Source organism: Oleiagrimonas sp. (genome assembly GCF_027858935.1).
In the GTDB taxonomy this organism is placed as follows: domain Bacteria; phylum Pseudomonadota; class Gammaproteobacteria; order Xanthomonadales; family Rhodanobacteraceae; genus Oleiagrimonas.
The window spans coordinates 17,309-36,387 of the sequence record NZ_JAQIBU010000313.1; the positions used below are offsets into that span (position 1 = coordinate 17,309).

General features: G+C 63.8%; 13 protein-coding genes and 1 pseudogene. 6 read left to right on the plus strand and 8 right to left on the minus strand.

Going from position 1 to position 19,079, the window contains the following annotated elements:
- Positions 1-47 precede the first annotated feature (47 nt).
- Positions 48-1,352 (minus strand): homogentisate 1,2-dioxygenase, encoded by a 1,305-nt coding sequence (gene hmgA / locus PF446_RS11650; RefSeq protein ID WP_298071756.1) that lies wholly within the window; start codon positions 1,350-1,352, stop codon positions 48-50.
- 52 nt (positions 1,353-1,404) lie between these two features.
- Positions 1,405-2,499, minus strand: coding sequence for a 4-hydroxyphenylpyruvate dioxygenase (hppD, locus tag PF446_RS11655; RefSeq protein WP_298071759.1), 1,095 nt, complete (start codon positions 2,497-2,499; stop codon positions 1,405-1,407).
- 126 nt (positions 2,500-2,625) lie between these two features.
- Between hppD and PF446_RS11660 the strand changes: the two genes are divergently transcribed.
- Positions 2,626-3,087 carry a MarR family winged helix-turn-helix transcriptional regulator gene (locus PF446_RS11660; RefSeq protein WP_298071761.1) on the plus strand — a complete coding sequence of 154 codons (462 nt, stop codon included), beginning with the start codon at positions 2,626-2,628 and terminating at the stop codon, positions 3,085-3,087.
- Between the two features lie 80 nt (positions 3,088-3,167).
- On the opposite strand, the gene PF446_RS11665 is transcribed toward PF446_RS11660, so the two are convergent.
- A complete protein-coding gene (locus PF446_RS11665) occupies positions 3,168-4,016 on the minus strand; it encodes a tryptophan 2,3-dioxygenase family protein (protein WP_298071762.1) in 849 nt (282 codons plus the stop codon).
- 426 nt (positions 4,017-4,442) lie between these two features.
- Here PF446_RS11665 and pdhA point away from each other — a divergent pair, with 426 nt between their 5' ends.
- The 5 genes from pdhA to PF446_RS11690 all read left to right on the plus strand — a co-directional run bounded on the left by pdhA (position 4,443) and on the right by PF446_RS11690 (position 15,203).
- On the plus strand, positions 4,443-5,534 hold the full coding sequence (gene pdhA, locus PF446_RS11670; protein ID WP_298071765.1) for a pyruvate dehydrogenase (acetyl-transferring) E1 component subunit alpha: 1,092 nt from the start codon (positions 4,443-4,445) through the stop codon (positions 5,532-5,534).
- A 3-nt stretch (positions 5,535-5,537) separates the two neighbouring features.
- Positions 5,538-6,518 carry an alpha-ketoacid dehydrogenase subunit beta gene (locus PF446_RS11675; protein WP_298071767.1) on the plus strand — a complete coding sequence of 327 codons (981 nt, stop codon included), beginning with the start codon at positions 5,538-5,540 and terminating at the stop codon, positions 6,516-6,518.
- Between the two features lie 139 nt (positions 6,519-6,657).
- Positions 6,658-7,998, plus strand: coding sequence for a dihydrolipoamide acetyltransferase family protein (locus PF446_RS11680; RefSeq protein WP_298071769.1), 1,341 nt, complete (start codon positions 6,658-6,660; stop codon positions 7,996-7,998).
- A 184-nt stretch (positions 7,999-8,182) separates the two neighbouring features.
- Positions 8,183-11,587, plus strand: a complete 3,405-nt coding sequence (locus tag PF446_RS11685; RefSeq protein ID WP_298071770.1) for a S41 family peptidase — start codon at positions 8,183-8,185, stop codon at positions 11,585-11,587.
- 220 nt (positions 11,588-11,807) lie between these two features.
- Complete coding sequence (locus PF446_RS11690; RefSeq protein ID WP_298071773.1) at positions 11,808-15,203, plus strand: S41 family peptidase; 3,396 nt, start codon at positions 11,808-11,810, stop codon at positions 15,201-15,203.
- A gap of 249 nt (positions 15,204-15,452) precedes the next feature.
- Here PF446_RS11690 and PF446_RS11695 read toward each other — a convergent pair whose 3' ends face one another.
- The 5 genes and pseudogenes from PF446_RS11695 to PF446_RS11715 form a co-directional block, all read right to left on the minus strand.
- Positions 15,453-15,761 carry a hypothetical protein gene (locus PF446_RS11695; RefSeq protein WP_298071775.1) on the minus strand — a complete coding sequence of 103 codons (309 nt, stop codon included), beginning with the start codon at positions 15,759-15,761 and terminating at the stop codon, positions 15,453-15,455.
- Positions 15,758-17,125, minus strand: coding sequence for a tryptophan--tRNA ligase (locus tag PF446_RS11700; RefSeq protein WP_298071777.1), 1,368 nt, complete (start codon positions 17,123-17,125; stop codon positions 15,758-15,760). The genes PF446_RS11695 and PF446_RS11700 overlap by 4 nt, the downstream gene beginning before the upstream one ends.
- 78 nt (positions 17,126-17,203) lie before the next feature.
- Positions 17,204-18,124, minus strand: coding sequence for an arginase (gene rocF, locus PF446_RS11705; protein ID WP_298071779.1), 921 nt, complete (start codon positions 18,122-18,124; stop codon positions 17,204-17,206).
- A 215-nt stretch (positions 18,125-18,339) separates the two neighbouring features.
- Positions 18,340-18,495, minus strand: coding sequence for a hypothetical protein (locus tag PF446_RS11710; protein WP_298071781.1), 156 nt, complete (start codon positions 18,493-18,495; stop codon positions 18,340-18,342).
- 68 nt (positions 18,496-18,563) lie between these two features.
- Positions 18,564-19,079: pseudogene (locus PF446_RS11715) on the minus strand (acetate kinase); the annotation flags it as partial.

Below are 19,079 nucleotides of genomic sequence, written 5' to 3' on the forward strand. Positions count from 1 at the left end.
AATCCTTGGAGCGTGTGTGAATCAATGGAGGGGACCTTGAGGCGCCCTCAGGGTGCCTTGAAGTGCTTTTCCAGGCCTTGCCAGCATTCATGGTAGTCCGCCTGAAGTTGGCGCGATGTCATGGCCTGGCTGGTCGGGTGGATCACCGCGCGGGTCTCGAACATGAAGGCCATGGTATCGACGATATGCTGGGGTCGGGTCGTGTCGATGGCCGAGGCCTTTTCGAAACTCGCCGCGTCCGGACCGTGTCCACTCATGCAGTTGTGCAGCGAGGCGCCACCCGGCACGAAGCCACTCCCGTGCCGAGCCTCCTTGGCGTCGTACTCGCCATGCACCAGCCCCATGAACTCGCTGGCCACGTTGCGGTGGTACCAGGGCGGGCGGAAGGTGTCTTCGGCCACCAGCCAGCGCGGCGGGAAGATCGCAAAGTCGAGGTTGGCCGTGCCCGCCGTGTCACTGGGCGAGGTCAACACCGTGAAGATCGACGGGTCCGGATGGTCGTAACTGATCGAACCGATGGTGTTGAAGCGGCGCAGGTCGTAGCGATACGGGGCGTAATTGCCATGCCATGCCACCACGTCCAGCGGGCTGTGGCTGATCCGGGCACTCCACAGGTGACCCTGGAACTTGGCCACCAGTTCAAAGTCGCCCTCGCGATCCTCGTAGGCCGCGACCGGAGACTGGAAATCACGCGCGTTGGCCAGGCTGTTGGCACCGATCGGACCCAGCTCGGGCAGACGCAGCAACGCGCCGAAGTTTTCGCACACATACCCTTGCGCCGAACCGTCGGGCAATGAGACCTGGAAACGCACGCCGCGCGGAATCACCGCGACCTGCTGCGGTTCGATCTCCAGCACGCCCAGTTCCGTGGCGATGCGCAATCGCCCCGCCCGGGGGACCAGCAGCAGCTCGCCATCGGCATCGTAGAAAAAGCGGCCATCCATGTCGCGATTGGCCGCATACAGATGGATACCGATGCCCTGCTGCGCAGCGGGACCGCCATTGCCGGCCATGCTGTACAGGCCTTCGATGAAATCGGTCGGTGCCTCGGGCAACGGATAGGGATTCCAGCGCAACTGGTTGGGCGTGGCCGGCTGCTCGTCGAAGCGGTTGTGAAACGCCGCGTGCTCGATGCGCTGGAATGGCTGGTGCACCGCCGCGGGAAGAATGCGGTAGAGCCAGCTGCGCCGATTGTCCGCACGCGGCGCGGTGAATGCGGTACCGGACAACTGCTCGGCGTACAGGCCATGCGCCACCCGCTGGGGCGAATTGCGGCCTAGCGGCAGCGCTCCCGGCACGGCTTCGGTGGCAAATTCGTTGCCGAAACCGGACTGGTATTGCATGGTGGCCATAGGGTTCACTCGTTGGGTGCTGTCGCCTTTGGAAGCCATTGACTTGAATGGTTTACAGCACGCCGCGCTTGATCTGGTCGCGTTCGATGGATTCGAACAGTGCCTGGAAATTGCCCTCGCCGAAGCCCTCGTTGCCCTTGCGCTGGATGATCTCGAAGAAGATCGGACCGATGCAGTTCTGGGTGAAGATCTGCAGCAGCAGGCGCTTCTTGGTTTCCATGTCGGCGTCGATCAGGATCTTGTTTCTGGCCAGGCGCGCGAGATCCTCGCCGTGGCGCGGGATACGCTGGTCGATCAGCTCGAAATACGTGTCGGGCGTGTCCAGGAACTCGACGCCGGCCGCGCGCATCTTTTCCACCGTGGCATAGATATCGTCGGTGAAACAGGCGATGTGCTGGATGCCTTCGCCGTGGTAGGCGTCCAGATACTCGTTGATCTGCGACTTGGGATTGTCCGACTCGTTCAGCGGGATGCGCACGATGCCGTCCGGAGCGGTCATGGCCTTGGACACCAAGCCGGTCTTGCTGCCCTTGATGTCGAAGTACTTGATCTCGCGGAAATTGAACAGATCCTCGTAATACGACGACCACTTGCCCATGTTGCCGAAATACAGGTTGTGGGTCAGATGGTCGATGAAGGTCAGGCCGAAGCCCTGCGGATGCATGTCGACACCCTCGATTGGCGTGTAGTCTGCGTCGTAGATGCTGCCCTTTTCGCCATAGCAGTCCACCAGGTACAGCATGCAGTCGCCGATGCCCTTGATCACCGGCGCGTCTACCGCGCGGCTATCGGCCTTGTGCTCGATGGTCTCGCCGCCGTTGGCAAGCACCGCGCGCAAGACATCTTCAGCCGGCTTTTCGAAGCGAATCGCGAAGCCGCAGGCACAGGGCCCGTGCTTGGCGGCGAAGTCCGCGGCAAAGGCATCCGGGTCTTCGTTGACCAGCAGGTTCACGCCGTTCTGGCGGTATACCGTGATCGGGCGGTGGTTGTGCTTGAGCACCGCCGTGAAGCCCATGCGCTTGAACAGATCATGCAATTCGCTGGCACGCCCTTGTGGCGCGGCGAACTCGACAAACTCGAACCCGTCGATGCCCATGGGGTTCTCGAATGTGGTGACCTGCATGCCTGGGTCGAGCTGTGCATTCATGGCGGCGGCTCCTGATATCCGGGGGTTGCGTGGGGCCGCTTGTCTGCCGGAACACCCGGGAGAACTTGCGCGGCGCAGACCAAGGTTATAGTTTCATCTGTAACTATTTGCAAGGGGCAGACTCGCATGCGCAACCACAAGCCGTTGAAACTTGAACGGTTTTTGCCCTACCGACTTTCAATCCTGTCCAATATTGTCAGCCAGGCCATCGCCCTCGAGTACCAGCAACGCTTCAGTCTTTCGATGACCGAATGGCGGGTGATGGCGGTGCTGGGGCGCTTCTCGGCGCTGTCGGCACGCGAAGTGGCCGAGCACACGGCCATGGACAAAGTCGCCGTCAGCCGCGCCCTGTCGCGGCTGGTCGATGCCGGTCGCGTGGACCGCCACCGCCACAATGGCGACCGCCGCCGCTCGGTACTGCGGCTGAGCGAGGACGGCTGGCGTGTGCATGATGCGGTCGCTCCCATGGCCCGCGCCCATGAAGAACGCCTGCTGGCACAACTGGACAAGTCCGAAATCGATACCCTGGCCCGGATCCTGGACAAGCTCGCGCCAGTCCAGGTCCGCGCTGATCCAGATCCAGGGTGATGGATGGCTTGCGCCAAACAACTCCTGTCATGGCCAGGATGAAGTTTCGAACACTCTGCACCAAGGCCACGTAAGTACGATCAGCCCAGCTGCGCGCGCATTTCCAGAAGCTCCGGGAAGAACGTCAGGTCCAGTGCCTGCTTGAGGAAAGCGACCCCCGAGGATCCTCCGGTTCCGGCACGCTGACCGATGATGCGCTGGACCGTCTTCATGTGTCGGAAGCGCCACAGCTGGAAGTTCTCCTCGATATCCACCAGGGTTTCGCACAGGTGGTACTCGGGCCAGAAGTCCTGCGGCGTGCGGTAGATGCGCTCGAACACCGGCACAAGTCCGGGATCACGCTCGCGTTCGCCACTCCAGTCGCGCTCCAGGCTGGCTTGCGGAACCGCATGCCCCTTGCGTGCCAGCCAACGCAGCGCCTCGTCGTACAGTCCGGGCGCCTCGAGCACCGCACGCAGGCTTGACTGGCCTTTGGGATCGTGTGCGAACACTTCGAGCATGTCCGCATGCTTGTTGCCAAGCAGGAATTCCAGGGTGCGGTACTGCAGCGACTGGAATCCCGAAGCCGGACCCAGCTGATCACGGAACTTCAGATACTCGTATGGCGTCATGGTCTCGAGCACGCCCCACTGCGCATACAGCTGGTGCTGCACCTGCTTGAACCGCGCCAGCACCTTGAGGACCTCGCCGATACGGTCCTCGCGCAGGAAGCGAAGAGCCGCGCCGAGTTCGTGAACCGCCAGTTTCATCCACAACTCCGCGACCTGGTGCTGGACGATGAACAGCATCTCGTCGTGGTAGGCCGGTTGCGATACCGGTTGCTGCGCCGAAAGCAGGGTATCCAGATGCAGGTAACCGGCATAGCTGAGACGGTTTTCCAGGTCGCGCTCGATCCCTGCTTCGAGTTCGCGTCTGTTGTGCTCGGACATGGCGTTCGAATTCCGTGCGTGACGAGGAAGTGCAGCAGCGTATCAGCATGCGCGGCGCACCGCGCCGCATATCAAGACCACTTTCGACACATGCATCCAATATCCTGGATTTATTACACTTCTTTCGATATTTGCATCAGACCACTGCTATTTTATGCTGCATCGTACCTTGCGCCGCAGCATCCGGCTTGTTATCAAGGGCGGCCAGCCGAGGGAAGATTCCTGCGCCGGCCCCACTGGATGGGCCGCCTGCTTCCCGTAACATCCCGCCACGCCCTGGGCGTGGGATAATTGCTTTTTCGCGCAACAAACCACAGGGCCGCGCCACGACGCATGGGCGTCACGCGTACGCGCTTGCCGGTGCTTCACCGTGCTGCGCGCCGTATCGGCACGGCCCCGACCGTTTCCATTCCACGGGAGGATCTCGTGTCCATCGCCGCCAAGTTTGAAATCAACTATCTGCAGTACCTCGATCCCGCCGGCCAGCTGGTCGGCAAGGAAAAGGATCTGCCCGCTTTCGCGAAAGACCTGGACCACATGGTCAAGCTGTACAAGCTGATGGTGTCCACGCGCGTGTTCGACACCAAGTCGATCGCGCTGCAGCGCACCGGCAAGCTGGGCACCTACGCTTCCTGCCTGGGACACGAGGCCGCGCATGTGGGCATCGGCAGCGCCATGAAGGACGAGGACGTGTTCGCACCCAGTTATCGCGAATACGGCGCCCAGCTGTATCGCGGCGTGCAGCCCCGCGAGGTCTACACCTACTGGGGTGGCGACGAGCGCGGCAGCGACTACCAGAATGAGCCGGCCCGCCACGACTTCGCATGGTCGGTACCGATCGCCACGCAGTGCCTGCATGCCGCAGGCAGTGCGCTGGCCTTCAAGATCCGCGGCGAGAAGCGCGTGGCCGTATGCACCGTCGGCGACGGCGGGTCCTCCAAGGGCGACTTCTACGGCGCCATCAACATCGCCGGTGCGCAAAAGCTGCCGCTGGTGGCCGTGATCGTCAACAATCAGTGGGCGATCTCGGTGCCGCGCAGCATCCAGACCGGCGCCGAAACGCTGGCGCAGAAGGCGCTGGCTGCCGGCCTGCCGACCATCCAGGTGGACGGCAACGACATCATCGCCGTGCGCAAGGCCATGGAAGACGCGCTGGACCGCGCCCGCACCGGCGAGGGCGCCAGCGTCATCGAGGCAGTCACCTACCGGCTCGGCGACCACACCACGGCCGACGACGCGCGCCGCTATCGCGAAAAAGAAGAAGTCGAGGACGCGCGCGCCAAGGAACCCCTCAAGCGCCTGCGCACATGGCTGGAATCGAAAAAAGCCTGGGACCAGAAGAAGGAAGACGCCTGGCTCACTGAGTGCGACGAGTGGATGGACAACGAGGTCAATGCCTATCTGGAGACCAAGACCCAGCCCGTCACGGCGATCTTCGACTACACCTTTGCCGAACTGCCGGAAGACCTCGCGCGCCAACGCGCCGAGGTCGTGGCGCTGGATTCCAAGGAGCACTGACCGATGGCACAGATCACACTCATTGAAGCCGTCACCCAGGCACTGGCCTACGAGATGGCCCATGACGATTCCGTCGTGGTGCTGGGCGAGGACGTGGGCGTCAACGGCGGCGTATTCCGCGCCACCCAGGGCCTGCAGGAAAAGTTCGGCCCGCTACGCGTGCTCGACACGCCGCTGGACGAAGCAACCATCGCCGGCACCACCGTGGGCCTGGCCGCGCAGGGCATGAAAGCCATCGCGGAGGCCCAGTTCGAGGGCTTCATCTATCCGATGATGGAGCAGATCAACTGCCACGCCGCGCGCATGCGCAACCGCACCCGCGGGCGCCTGAGCGTGCCGGCGGTGTTTCGCGCACCGTGGGGCGGCGGTATCCGCGCGCCCGAGCATCATTCGGAGGCCAACGAGCACCTGTTCACCAACGTGCCGGGCTTGCGCGTGGTCCTGCCGTCTTCGCCGGCGCGCGCCTACGGCCTGCTGCTGGCCGCGATCCGCGATCCGGATCCGGTGGTGTTCCTCGAACCCAAGCGCATCTACCGCCAGTACAAGGAAGAGGTCCCCGACGACGGCGAAGCGCTGCCGCTGGACGTGTGCTACGTGCTGCGTGACGGCACCGACGTGACCCTGGTGACCTGGGGCGCGCAGGTCAAGGAATGCCTGGAAGCTGCCGACGAGCTGGCCGAGGACGGCATCAGCGCCGAGGTCATCGACGTGGCCACTTTGACACCGCTGGACTTCGACACCATCGCCGAATCGGTGGCCAAGACCGGCCGCTGCGTGATCGTGCACGAGGCCCCCAAGACCGCCGGCTTCGGCGCCGAGATCGCCGCGCGCCTGGCCGAGGAGTGCCTGTTCGACCTGCTGGCTCCGGTGCATCGCGTGACCGGTTACGACACGCACATCCCGCTGTTCCGCCTGGAAATGAAATACCTGCCCAGCGTGGAGCGCATCGTCGAGGCCGCGAACAAGACCCTCGCGGTAAGCTGACACTTTGACCCTCCCCCTGCGAGCACGGGGAGGTCGGGAAGGAGGCGTCGTTTCGGCGCATGACCGAATCGCACACCATCCCAACCCTCCCCTGCCCGCAGGGGAGGGCGCCATCTCCAAACATACCCAGGAAATGACCATGGCCGACATCAAGACGTTCAACCTGCCCGACCTCGGCGAAGGCCTGCCGGACGCCACCATCGTCGAATGGCACGTCAAGGAAGGCGACGAGATCAAGCTCGACGCCGCGCTGGCGTCGATGGAAACCGCCAAGGCGGTGGTCGATGTGCCTTCACCGTACACCGGCAAGGTGGTCAAGCTGCACGGCGCCGAGGGCGACGTGATCGAAACCGGATCGCCGCTGTGCGACTTCGAGCCCGACCCGAACGCCAAGCAGCGCGCCGAGTCGCAGGAGACCGGCCACAGCCACGGGCCGAAGAAGAAGAAGGCCGCTTCACCCGCACCGGCACCCGAACCGGCGCCCGCCGCCGAAACCAGCGAGCGTGAGGACGAGGGCACCGTGGTCGGCGCCATGGCCAGCGGCAACCAGGTTCACGTGGAGCAGGTCAGCAGCGCCGGCGGCGTCAAGGCCGTGCCGGCCGTGCGCGCCATGGCCAGAAAGCTCAAGGTCGACCTGGCCCGCGTCAAGCCGAGCGGCGAAGGCGGCGTGATCACGATCAAGGACGTCAAGCAGGCCGCAGCCGACGGCTCCGCGGCGCAAGGCAGCGCCCCCGCTCCCGCACCGGCAGCTCCAGCGCCGGCACCGGCGGGTACGGGCCAGCGCACCAGCGTGTCGCAGGCCGGCAAGCCCGTGCGCACATCCCCGCCCTCGGTCAAGGCCAGCGGCCAGCCCGAGCAACTCAAGGGCGTACGCCGCAACATGGCGCGGGTGATGGCCGATGCCCACGCCAGCGTGGTGCAGACCTCGATTGTCGATGACGCCGACCTGCACGCATGGATCGGAAAGCAGGACATCACCGCGCGCCTGATCCGTGCCATCGTTGCCGCCTGCAAGCAGGTGCCGGCGCTGAACGCCTGGTTCGACGGCGAGAACCTGAGCCGCACCATGCACCCGCAGGTGGACATCGGCATCGCCGTGGACACCGACGACGGGCTGTTTGTGCCGGCCCTGCGCAATGCCGACATGCTCGACGCCAACGGCATTCGCACCGGCATCAACCGTCTGCGCAGCCAGGTGATGGACCGCTCGATCCCGTCCTCGGAACTGGCCGGCTACACCATCAGCCTGTCCAACTTCGGCATGTTCGCCGGCCGCTATGCGACTCCGGTCGTGGTGCCCCCGTGCGTGGCCATCATCGGCGCCGGCAAGCTCAGCCACGACGTGGTCGCGGTGATGGGCGGCATCGAGGTGCACCGCCGCATGCCGATCAGCCTGACCTTTGATCACCGCGCTGCAACCGGTGGAGAAGCGGCCCGCTTCCTCAAGGCGCTGCTGGACGACCTGGCGCTGCCACAGTAGCTGCCCCGCGCACCACGCCACGGGAAACGAAAAGGAGAGGCCGGGCCTCTCCTTTTTTATGCATTATCCATCACCGCCTTGCAAAGACTTCACCATGACTTTCAGTACTTGCTGATGCTCATGCGCCAGATATCCTCACTCTGTTGTTTTCAGCGCTCGTAAACAGTCCACAGGAGATGGTGCGATGAGGATTCGTCTGCAGGAATGGATGTTCGGCCTGTGCGTGATGGCTGGACTTGGATGGACCATGACGGCTTTGGCCGCATCACCCACCGTACCTCCAGCAACTTCTGGACCGATCAAGGCGCTGATCCGCTACCCGACCATGCACGGCGACACCGTGGTGTTTGAAGCCGGTGGCAACCTCTGGAAAACCTCCTTGAGTGGCGGTACGGCCACCCGACTGACCTCGGACAGCGGGTTTGACATGGCACCGCATTTTTCACCGAACGGCCGCTGGATTGCCTTCACCGGCTGGTACCAGGGCAATACCGATGTCTATCTGATCCCGTCCGCGGGTGGTCCGGTCAAACGCCTTACGTATCATTCGATCAACGCCAAGATCGGCAAGGACAAGCTGCGCCCGATGCAGGACAACACGGTGGTGGGATGGACGCCGGACAGCAAAAAGGTCGTTTTCCTTTCGCGCCGCGACAGCTTCAACCCGCAGGTGATGCATGCTTACACCGTTGCGGTCGGTGGCGGCCTGCCCAAACAGTTGCCGTTACCCTGGACCGGTCCGTTGTCGTTCAATGCCAACGGACATGAGGTGGCCTACAACAAGCTCAGCCGGGTCTACCGCCCGTTTCACCGCAAGCACTATTTCGGTGGCCAGGCGCAGGACATATGGACCTACGATTTCAATACAGGAAAGTCGCGCCAGATCACCCACTGGAAAGGCGCCGACGTGTGGCCGATGTGGCATGGCGACAGCATCTATTTCACTTCGGACCGCGGCTCTCACGGCGTTCAGAATCTGTGGGTGTATTCGTTCAGCAAAGACCATTTCACTCAGCTGACCCATTTCGACACCTATGACATCGACTCACCGACGCTGGGCCGCGATGGCATTGCCCTGTCCGACGGTGGTGATCTGTACGTCTACCGCTTTGCCGACAAGAAGCTGCAAAAGATCGATGTACGCGTCCCGACTGATGGCGTGGATTCACAGCCGTATTGGGTCGACGCCGGCAAACATGTTTCCAGCGCGGCGGTCTCACCCAACGGCAAGCTGGCCGTGTTTTCCGCACACGGCGCCCTGTTCACGGTGCCCGCAAAATATGGCAGCACCGAAACCCTGACGCACGACCCCGCCGCCGACGAACGGGATCCGGCATGGTCCCCCGACGGCACGCAGATCGCCTACATCCTCGCCAAGGGCCGCAGCGATGAAATCGCGTTGCGCAGCGCAACGGGTGGGCCGCCGAAGCTGCTGACCCACCATTCAAGCATCAGCTATCAGGGGCCGCTGACGTGGAGTCCGGATGGCAAGTGGATCACCTACGTCGACTCCAACGAGCACCTGTGGCTGCAGAACGTCAAGACCGCAAAGCGCTTCAAGGTGGCCACCGACCCAAGCAGTCGGTTCGGCTTCAGGGATATCGCCTGGTCGCCGGGCAGCGACTGGCTCGCCTTCTCGCGGGCACTGCCCGACCACAAGAGTGGCTTGTTCCTCTACCACGTGACCGATCATAGCCTGCACGGGATCAGCAGCGGCCGTTTCGACGACTTCTCACCGGCCTTTTCGAGCAATGGCAAGTACCTGTTCTTTGCCTCGAACCGGCTGGTCAATCCGGCCATGTCCGGATTCGATGAAACCATGGCCAGCCTCGACAGCAGCGGCTTGTATGCCGCCACCCTGAACGCGGACACCGCATCACCGCTGGCGCCACGCGAGCCCAAGGCCGTGGACGATCACCACGACAAGCACAAGTCGGGCAAAGACGACAAAACCTCGACTGCTCACACCGGCCCGCTGCACATCGACCTCAAGGGTTTGATGTCGCGCGCCGTCCAGTTGCCGGTGCCTGCGGCCAATATCGGCGACGTGGTCGCCAGCCACGGCGTGGTGTTCTACAACACCCGCCCCAACCCGGTGCTCGGCGGACAGCTGACTGGCGAGAAACCCCAGTTGCGTGCCTACAACCTCGCCAAACGCAAGGATCTGACCCTGGACAATGGCGGAAGCGACCTGATGCTGTCGGCCGATGGCTCGACCCTGCTCTTTCAGTCCAATGGTCATTGGGTTTTGCGTCCGGGCAAGTTCGACAAGAAGGCCAAGGACAAGAAGCTGGACCTGGCCCATGTGCGTCGCTGGGTTGAGCCGCGCGCCGAATGGAACACGAGCTTCGAGGAAGCATGGCGCAATGTGCGCGATCACTTCCTCAACCCCGAGCTGATCAAGTCCCGGTGGGCCGCCATCGGCGCGCGTTATCGTCGTCTGCTGCCGCTGGCAACCAGCAACAACGACGTCACCTGGTTGATTGCCAACATGATGGCAACACCGGGTGAGAGCCACATGTACATCGGTGGCGGAAGCTCCAGCGGATCATGGAAGAGTCCGGCATCGACGACCGCCGACCTGGGCGCCGATTTCGCCCTTGACCCGGCTTCCGGGCGCTACAAGCTCTCGCGCATCTACCATGGCGACAACACCATCCCGAACTATCGCGCACCTCTCGCCCAGCCCGGCCTCAAGGTGGCGGTGGGCGACTATGTGCTGGCCATCAACGGTCAGTCACTGAAATCGCCGACCAATCCATACGCCCTGCTCAGCGGGACCTACGGGACCACGGTTCGCCTGCGCTTGTCGAAAGACGCTTCCGGCAAGCATGCCTGGACCATCCGCGTGAAACCCGTGGCCAGCGCCGCCAAACTGCACCTGCTGGCGTGGATCCGGCACAATCGCAAGGAGGTCAGCAAGCTCTCCGGCGGCAAGATCGGCTATGTCTATATGGAGGACATGGAAGCCACCGGCATGCACGAGTTCATCCGCCAGTACTACAGCCAGACCCACAAGCAGGCGATCATTTTTGATGATCGCTGGAACCTGGGCGGTTTTATCGACCCGTTCCTGTTTGATCGCATCGACCGTCAGCTCACCGGCATGTTCACCAACCGCTACCGCTGGGCCACGCCAACGCCAAATGCCTTTCACGGCTACATGGCGGCACTGATCAACCGCGGCTCGGCTTCCGATGGCGACATCTTCGCCTACATGTTCAAGGCCGATCACCTTGGTCCCACCATCGGCAGCCGCACCTGGGCCGGCGTGCGCGGCTATGACGGCCCGTTCGAACTGCTCGACGGCGACCATCAGACCATTTCCGACGACGGCATGTACGGTCTCAAATCGCAGTGGGTGGTGGAAAACATCGGCGTGTCGCCCGACATCACCGTCCACGACGAACCCGGTCAACTCAACCACGGTATGGATGCCCAGCTTCATACCGCCGTGGACAACCTGATGAAAAAGATTCATGACGCACCGCGGAACCTGCCGCCACCGCCGCCCTGGACCCCGGCCTTCCCACCGCAGCCGGCCTACCCCAAATGTACCGACCACAGCAACAACAGCACCTGTGGTTGAGCCCGTCACGATCGCAGGTGCAATGATCACCTGACGTACAAACCGTTGACGACAAGGAGGGGCCTTTGGCCCCTCCTTTTTTTGGTCTTGCCACGTCGCACCGTCGGGCGTCTTGCCCAGGGCACGTGACTTCCTCCACTTGAAGAGGCTCGCTGCAGATTCGAAAATCGAAAATCTGTGTGCCTGTTTCAGACCATGGAATTCCGGAGGAGAGGGGACGATGAAGAAGCGGCTGAAGATGTGGTTGGGATGCCTGTGCATGGTGGCGTGTCTGGGGTGGACCGTCATGGCGACGGCCGCGCCCCCTGCCGTCACCAGCGGTCCGCAGGACGTGCTGATCCGCTATCCGACCATGCACGGCAACAGCGTGGTCTTCGAGGCCGCCGGCAACCTGTGGCGCACCACCCTTGAGGGCGGGACCGCCACGCAGCTGACCGCCGACAGCGGCTTCGACATGGCGCCGCATTACTCACCCGACGGCAAATGGGTGGCCTTCACCGGCTGGTACCAGGGCAATACCGACGTCTACGTGATTCCCGCCACGGGAGGACCGGTCCGGCGCCTGACGTACCACTCGATCAACCGCAAGGCCGGCAAGGACAAGTTGCGCACCAGCCAGGACAATATCGTCCTGGGCTGGACGCCGGACAGCAAGCAAGTCGTGTTCCTTTCCCGTCGCACCAGCTTCAATCCCCAGGTGATGCATGCCTTCACCGTGCCCCTGGGCGGAGGCCTGCCCACGCAACTGCCGCTGCCCTGGACCGGACCGCTCTCATTCAACGCCAGCGGCACCGCGGTGGCCTACAACAAACTCGCGCGCGTGTACCGGCCATTTCATCGCAAGCACTATTACGGCGGCCAGGCGCAGGACATCTGGACCTACGATTTCAAGACGGAAAAGAGCCGCCAGATCACGCACTGGAAGGGCGCCGACGTCTGGCCGATGTGGCACGAGGACACGATCTACTTCACCTCCGACCGTGGCGACCACGGCGTGCAGAACCTGTGGTCGTATTCGCTGGACGCGAACCGGTTCACCCAGCTGACCCATTTCGACACCTATGACTTGGACTCACCAACGCTGGGCGATGACGGCATCGCGCTTTCCGACGGGGGCGACCTGTACGTGTATTCCTTCAAGGACAGCCAGCTGCACAGGATCCACGTGCGCGTGCCCCTGGACGGCACCAGTATGCAGCCCCATTGGGCCGATGCCGGCAAGATGATCAACGGCGCCGGCGTCGCGCCCAACGGCAAGCTGGCGGTGTTCTCGGGGCGCGGTGCCCTGTTCACGGTGCCCGCCACGCATGGCAGCACCCAGACCCTGACCCGTGATGCCTCGGCCGACGAGCGCGATCCCGTCTGGTCCCCCGACGGCAAGCAGATCGCCTACATCCTGGCCAGCGGCCGCAGCCAGGAAATTGCCCTGCGCAGCGCCACGGGCGGACCGCCGCGCCTGCTGACCCACGACTCGACCGTCAGCTACCAGGGCCCGCTGACCTGGAGCCCCGACGGCCACTGGATCACCTACGTCACCGCCACCCGGCAACTTTGGCTGCAGAACGTGAAGACCGGCAAGCGCTACCAGGTGGCGACCGACGCCAGCACCCGCTATGCCTTCCAGGATGTCGCGTGGTCTCCGGGCAGCGACTGGATGGCCTTTTCGCGCGCGCTCGACAACCACAAGGACGGCCTGTTCCTCTACCACCTGACCGACCACAGCCTGCACGGCATCAGCAGCGGGCAGTTCGACGATAGCCAACCTGCGTTTTCGTCGGACGGCAAATACCTGTTCTTCGCCTCCGATCGCCTGGTCAACCTGACCGGCAGCATGGGCGATCCCAGCAGCACCGCCAACCTCGACAGCAGCGGTCTGTACGCCACGACCCTGTCGAACAACACGTCCTCCCCGCTGGCCCCGCGCCAGCCCAAGGCCACCGGCACGACCGGGGACAAGCACAACAAGGACGCCGGCAAGAACAAGGAAAAGGCCATTGGCCCGCTGCACATCGACCTGGCCGGCCTGATGTCGCGCGCCGTGCAGTTGCCGGTGCCGGCGAGCAACATCAGCGGCGTGACAGCGGCCAAAGGCGTGGTTTTCTACAGCACCCAGCCCAACTATGTCATCGGCGGCCACCTCACCGGCGAAAAGTCCGAGCTGCGCGCCTATGACCTGGACAAGCGCAAGGACCGCAAACTGGACGACGGTGGCCAGGGACTGATGCTGTCCGCGGACGGCTCGACCCTGCTGTACCGGTCCAAGGGCAAGTGGGTACTGCGGCCGGCCACCTTTGCAAAGAAGGCCAAGAAGCAGACCCTGGACACCACACACCTGCGCCGTTGGGTCCAGCCGCGGGCCGAATGGGCGACGATCTTCGGCGAAGCCTGGCGTGATGTGCGCGACTATTTCCTCAACCCGGACCTGATCAAGGCCCACTGGGCCGGCATGGGCCAGCGCTACGAAAAGCTGCTCCCGCGCGCCGCCAGCCGCAATGACGTGACCTGGGTGATCGCCAACATGATCGCGACCTTCGGCCAGAGCCACATGTACATTTCCGGCGGCGACCTCGGCTGGAAGAGCCCGTCCACGGAAACCGCCGACCTGGGCGCGAATTTCGCCCTTGACCCGGCCTCCGGGCGCTACCGCCTGGCACGCATCTTCCATGGCGACAACACCCTGCCCGGCTACCGCGCGCCGCTGGCGCAGCCGGGTCTGAAGGTGTCCACCGGCGACTACGTATTGGCGATCAACGGCCAGTCGTTGAAAGCGCCGATGAACCCCTATGCCCTTCTCAACGGCACCTACGGCACCACCGTCAGCCTGCGCCTGTCGCGTCACGCCTCGGGCCGCGATGCCTGGACCATCCAGGTCAAGCCGATCGCCAACGCCACCAAGCTGCACCTGCTGGCCTGGATCCGGCACAACCGCGCACGCGTGGACAAGCTCTCCGGCGGCAAGATCGGCTATGTCTACCTCAATGACTTCGAACCCACCGGCGCGCATGAATTCATCCGCCAGTACTACAGCCAGTTGGACAAGCAGGGCATCATCTTCGACGACCGCTGGAACCTTGGCGGGTCCGACGCACTGGAAATGACCATCTTCTCGCGCATCGCGCGCACGCCGGTCAACATGTTCACCTCACGCTATGGCCGGACCCATACCGCCCCCACGGCGTTCCATGGCTACAAGGCGGTGGTCTACAACCGCGGCTCGGCCTCCAACGGCGACCGCTTCCCCTACATGTTCAAGACCGCGCACCTGGGCCCGATCATCGGCGACCGAAGCTGGGCTGGCGTGCGCGGCACGGACGGATCGTTCCAGCTGATGGACGGCGGTCGCATGACCATTTCCGACACCGGCGTGTACAGCATGGACTCGAAATGGACCGTGGAAAACATCGGGGTGATCCCCGACGTGACCGCGCACAACGATCCGGGCCAGCTCCTGCATGGCCACGACAACCAGCTGGAAACCACCATCAATATCCTGATGAAGAAGATCAAGGCTTCGCCGCGCAAGCTGCCGCCGCCTCCGCCCTGGACCCCGGCCTTTCCACCGCAACCGGCCTACCCCAAGTGCACGGACCAGATGAACAGCAGCACCTGCGGCTGAAGTGTGCGGGCATGCCTTGACCCCAGCATTTCTGCTGGGGTCAAGGCATTCGGGACTCAGTCCTTCACAGTCGGTCCGGGCATGGCCCGGGCCGAGCGCAAGGGCCCCACGCTCTCCGTCACAGCAGCGGCGGACCCGCCACAACACGGCTCATGCGCAGCTGCACGGCGCTGGACGCAGCCGCTTGCCAACACCTTCTCCAGCGCCAGGAGCCTCGGGTTCATCCTTCGGTTGAAGGCGCGGATGGGGTCAGCGGCGCCAGATCAGGCTGCGCACCAGCAGCCCCAGCGCCAACACAGCCGAAAACCCACCGTAGGCATACAGCACCGGCGCCGTCAGCTGCCAGACATCGATATGACCGGGACGCGAATAGGCGGCGGCCGAGATGAAGGCATAGCGGGTCAGAAGCACAGCGGTCACCGCGGCCAGCACGATCGCTACCGTATCGACCAAGCGACGTCCATGGGTACGCGGCAGTGATTTGGGATAGCTCCAGTAGGCCCACGCCATGATCAGCAGCCAGGGACCCAGCAGGAACAGCGCGAGATAGTCGATCATGCATCGTTCTCCGCGGCCAGCTCCCGCAGGCTCTCGCGCAGTCGTGAGGTCGCCTCTTCATGACCGGCGACGGAGATCGGTGGCGACAGCGCCACGGCCTGACCTTGCTGACGCAGCTCCAGGACCCCGTCGGCGAGCACGATCTCAAGATCATCCACGCCGCCCAGCAAGGTCTGGATCGCCTGGCCGGACGCCTTGGGGTCGTCGAAACCTCTGGAAAGTGCGAGTTCCTCGCCATCGGCGGACAGCAAGCGAAAGCGGAAGCGACCATCACCATCGCGAAAGCTCACCAGACGCGGGCCCTTGTGGGCCTTTTTCTTGCGCTTGTCCTTATCGTTGGCGGGCAGCGGACGGACCGTGCCGTGCCCGAGGCCGACCGCCTCGCGCAACTCGGCAAGCAGTGGCGTGGCGATGAAGCGTGCGCGCTCGGCGCCCGCCATCAGGACCGCTTCCACTTCGTGCGGATGGGCCATCAGATGCTCGTACCGCTCACGCATCGGCGCCAGCTCGCGGTCGATGCGCTCGAACAGCCGTTGCTTGGCCTCGCCCCAACCCAGACCTTCATGCAGTGCGCTGCGGAAAGCCCCGGTCTCATCCGGATCGGCAAAGGCACGGAAGATGGTGAACAACGCGGTGCCCTCGGCATCCTTGGCCTCACCCGGCTCGCGCGAGTCGGTGACGATGCGCAGGATCGCCTTGCGCAAGGCTTTGGGGCCGCCCTCGAACAGCGGGATGGTGTTGTCGTAGCTCTTGGACATCTTGCGACCATCCAGACCCGGAAGCGTCGCCACCTGCTCCTCGATGGCGGCCTCAGGCAACACGAAGAACTCGCGACCGTACAGGTGGTTGAAACGCTGCGCGATGTCGCGCGCCATCTCGATGTGCTGCACCTGATCACGCCCCACCGGCACCTTGTGCGCGTTGAAAGCGAGGATGTCGGCAGCCATCAGCACCGGATACATGTACAAGCCCGCGGTAATCCCCGCATCCGGATCCTCGCCGGCCTCGCTGTTGGCGTCCACCGCTGCCTTGTAGGCATGCGCGCGGTTCAGCAGACCCTTGGCAGTGACGCAAGTCAGCAGCCAGGTGAGCTCGGGAATTTCGGGAATATCTGACTGGCGGTACAGGGTCACCCGCTCGGGATCAAGGCCCGCTGCCAACCACGCGGCGGCGATCGCCAGACGCGAATGCTGGACACGTGCGGGGTCGTCGCACTTGATCAGCGAGTGATAGTCGGCCATGAAGTAGAAGGCATCGACGCCATCGACGCGGCTGGCCGCCAGCGCGGGGCGGATCGCCCCGACATAGTTGCCCAGGTGAGGAATGCCGCTGGTGGTGATCCCGGTGAGAACTCGCATGGTCATCGTGCGCTGCGCAAGGGCTCCTGAGTGTACGGCAAGACATGCCTGGAGCCCATTGCCCGAGTCGCGCCGTCGTTTCCGTCAGCTGCGGATCAGGGTGGACTTGCCGAACAGGCTCTCGATCAGGTCCACGGCGACTTCGGCCGTGCGGTTGTGATCGTCGAAAGCGGGATTGAGCTCAACCACGTCCAGTGAGCCCATGCAGCCGCTGTCGGCGATCATCTCCATGCCCAGCTGCGCTTCACGGTAGTTGGGTCCGCCGGGAACAGTGGTGCCCACACCGGGGGCGATCGACGGGTCCAGGTAATCGACGTCGAAGCTCACGTGCAGGTGCGTGTCCTGATCGAGGCCAGCCAGTGCCGCCTGCATCGCCTGCTTCATGCCGAATTCATCGATGAAGCGCATATCGTAGACCTCCAGTCCGGCTTCGTGGACGAGCTTTTTCTCGCCATCGTCCACCGAGCGGATTCCGACCTGGCGCATGACCGAGGGGTCGATGGCCGGTTCGCTGCCACCCAATTCGACCAGCCGCTTGGGCCCGTGCCCGCACAGGCAGGCCACCGGCATGCCATGAATGTTGCCGGACGGAGTCAGTTCGCTGGTGTTGAAGTCGGTATGCGCATCCAGCCAGATCACGCGCAGCTTGCGGCCCTGCTCGCGGCAGTGCCGGGCCACAGCGGTGATCGAACCGATCGCCAGACAGTGATCGCCGCCCATCATGAGCGGCATGCGCCCGAGGCTCAGCTCGTCGTACACCGCGTCCATGGTCGCGCGGTTCCAGGCCACGACACCATCAAGGTGGCGGTAGCCGTCACTGGGCGGCAACCACGGGTTGGTCGGACCCGCCAGATTGCCACGATCGACCACATCCACGCCGCGCTCGCGCAGCACCTTGTCGATGTTGGCCACGCGCAAGGCATCGGGGCCCATCAGCGCGCCACGATGACCCGCACCAATGTCGGTGGGAACGCCGATGAGGGAAACCGGGGAAAACTTGGTCATATCTATACCTGCTGTCTTGAACGTCGTGTGGGATTCGGCGCGTGTCATCGCGGGGCGTTGGGGACCTCGTGCACGTCCGCAGCCGTCAAGGTGACCGGTGTCCTTGCGTCCGGTCAGGCGGGATGGGATGGCGGGCCGCCCACGGGCCGCGATGCCGGGCCGCACGGTAATGGACCATTGTAGCGCAATGTGTTCTCAACCCTGGCCCGCCGGGGTCATCCCGTATCACGGAGGCCCCGCGGTGACTCGGCATACGCCGCCGCGGCTGCCGCGGATCCGGACAGGCCCTGCTCGACCATGGATGCATGTACACGCAGCGCCAGAACGACCGCTTGGTACTGGCCGATATTGTAGGCGGCCATCGTCTTCATGCCGCGGTCCACAGCTTACAGGTCCACTGCACCGTGCAGCTGGTCGCGAAGGTTCTGGATGCTGTCGCTCATGACCTTTCGGTGTCGGTGTCGGTGGCCGAAGCGGCCGATGATGGCGGCTCGATCTCAAGGATCCGTGCAGCCGCGCGCGCGATCATGATCTCCTCGTCGGTGGCCATGACATACACGGCGACACGGCCCGAGGGCAGCGAGATCCGCGATGGGTCCCCTGCATTGCGCTGTGCATCCAGTTCGATGCCCAAGAAACCCAGCCCCTCACAGATGCGCTGCCGGATCGTTGGCGCGTGTTCACCGATGCCGCCCGCGAACACGAGTACATCCAGCCCGCCCAGCACGGCGGCAAAGGCGCCGATCCGCTTGCGGACCTCGTAGCAGAACATCGCCACCGCCTCGGCAGCATGCGCATCATCCGCCTCCCGCGCCAGCAGGTCGTGCATGTCGCCGCTGGTCCCGGACACGCCCAAAAGCCCGGATTCGTCGTTGACCAGCGCGTTGAAGCGTGCCGGACTCATCGACTCGGTCTGTGCCAGATACCGGTACAGGGAAGGATCGAGGTCGCCGGA

What these genes read in the sequence shown, in the direction of transcription:
- hmgA (WP_298071756.1), bottom strand. Translation starts at nt 1,352, where the DNA reads ATGGCCACCATGCAATACCAGTCCGGTTTCGGCAACGAATTTGCCACC.
- hppD (WP_298071759.1), bottom strand. Translation starts at nt 2,499, where the DNA reads ATGAATGCACAGCTCGACCCAGGCATGCAGGTCACCACATTCGAGAAC.
- PF446_RS11660 (WP_298071761.1), top strand. Translation starts at nt 2,626, where the DNA reads ATGCGCAACCACAAGCCGTTGAAACTTGAACGGTTTTTGCCCTACCGA.
- PF446_RS11665 (WP_298071762.1), bottom strand. Translation starts at nt 4,016, where the DNA reads ATGTCCGAGCACAACAGACGCGAACTCGAAGCAGGGATCGAGCGCGAC.
- PF446_RS11675 (WP_298071767.1), top strand. Translation starts at nt 5,538, where the DNA reads ATGGCACAGATCACACTCATTGAAGCCGTCACCCAGGCACTGGCCTAC.
- PF446_RS11680 (WP_298071769.1), top strand. Translation starts at nt 6,658, where the DNA reads ATGGCCGACATCAAGACGTTCAACCTGCCCGACCTCGGCGAAGGCCTG.
- PF446_RS11685 (WP_298071770.1), top strand. Translation starts at nt 8,183, where the DNA reads ATGAGGATTCGTCTGCAGGAATGGATGTTCGGCCTGTGCGTGATGGCT.
- PF446_RS11690 (WP_298071773.1), top strand. Translation starts at nt 11,808, where the DNA reads ATGAAGAAGCGGCTGAAGATGTGGTTGGGATGCCTGTGCATGGTGGCG.
- PF446_RS11695 (WP_298071775.1), bottom strand. Translation starts at nt 15,761, where the DNA reads ATGATCGACTATCTCGCGCTGTTCCTGCTGGGTCCCTGGCTGCTGATC.
- PF446_RS11700 (WP_298071777.1), bottom strand. Translation starts at nt 17,125, where the DNA reads ATGACCATGCGAGTTCTCACCGGGATCACCACCAGCGGCATTCCTCAC.
- rocF (WP_298071779.1), bottom strand. Translation starts at nt 18,124, where the DNA reads ATGACCAAGTTTTCCCCGGTTTCCCTCATCGGCGTTCCCACCGACATT.
- PF446_RS11710 (WP_298071781.1), bottom strand. Translation starts at nt 18,495, where the DNA reads ATGAAGACGATGGCCGCCTACAATATCGGCCAGTACCAAGCGGTCGTT.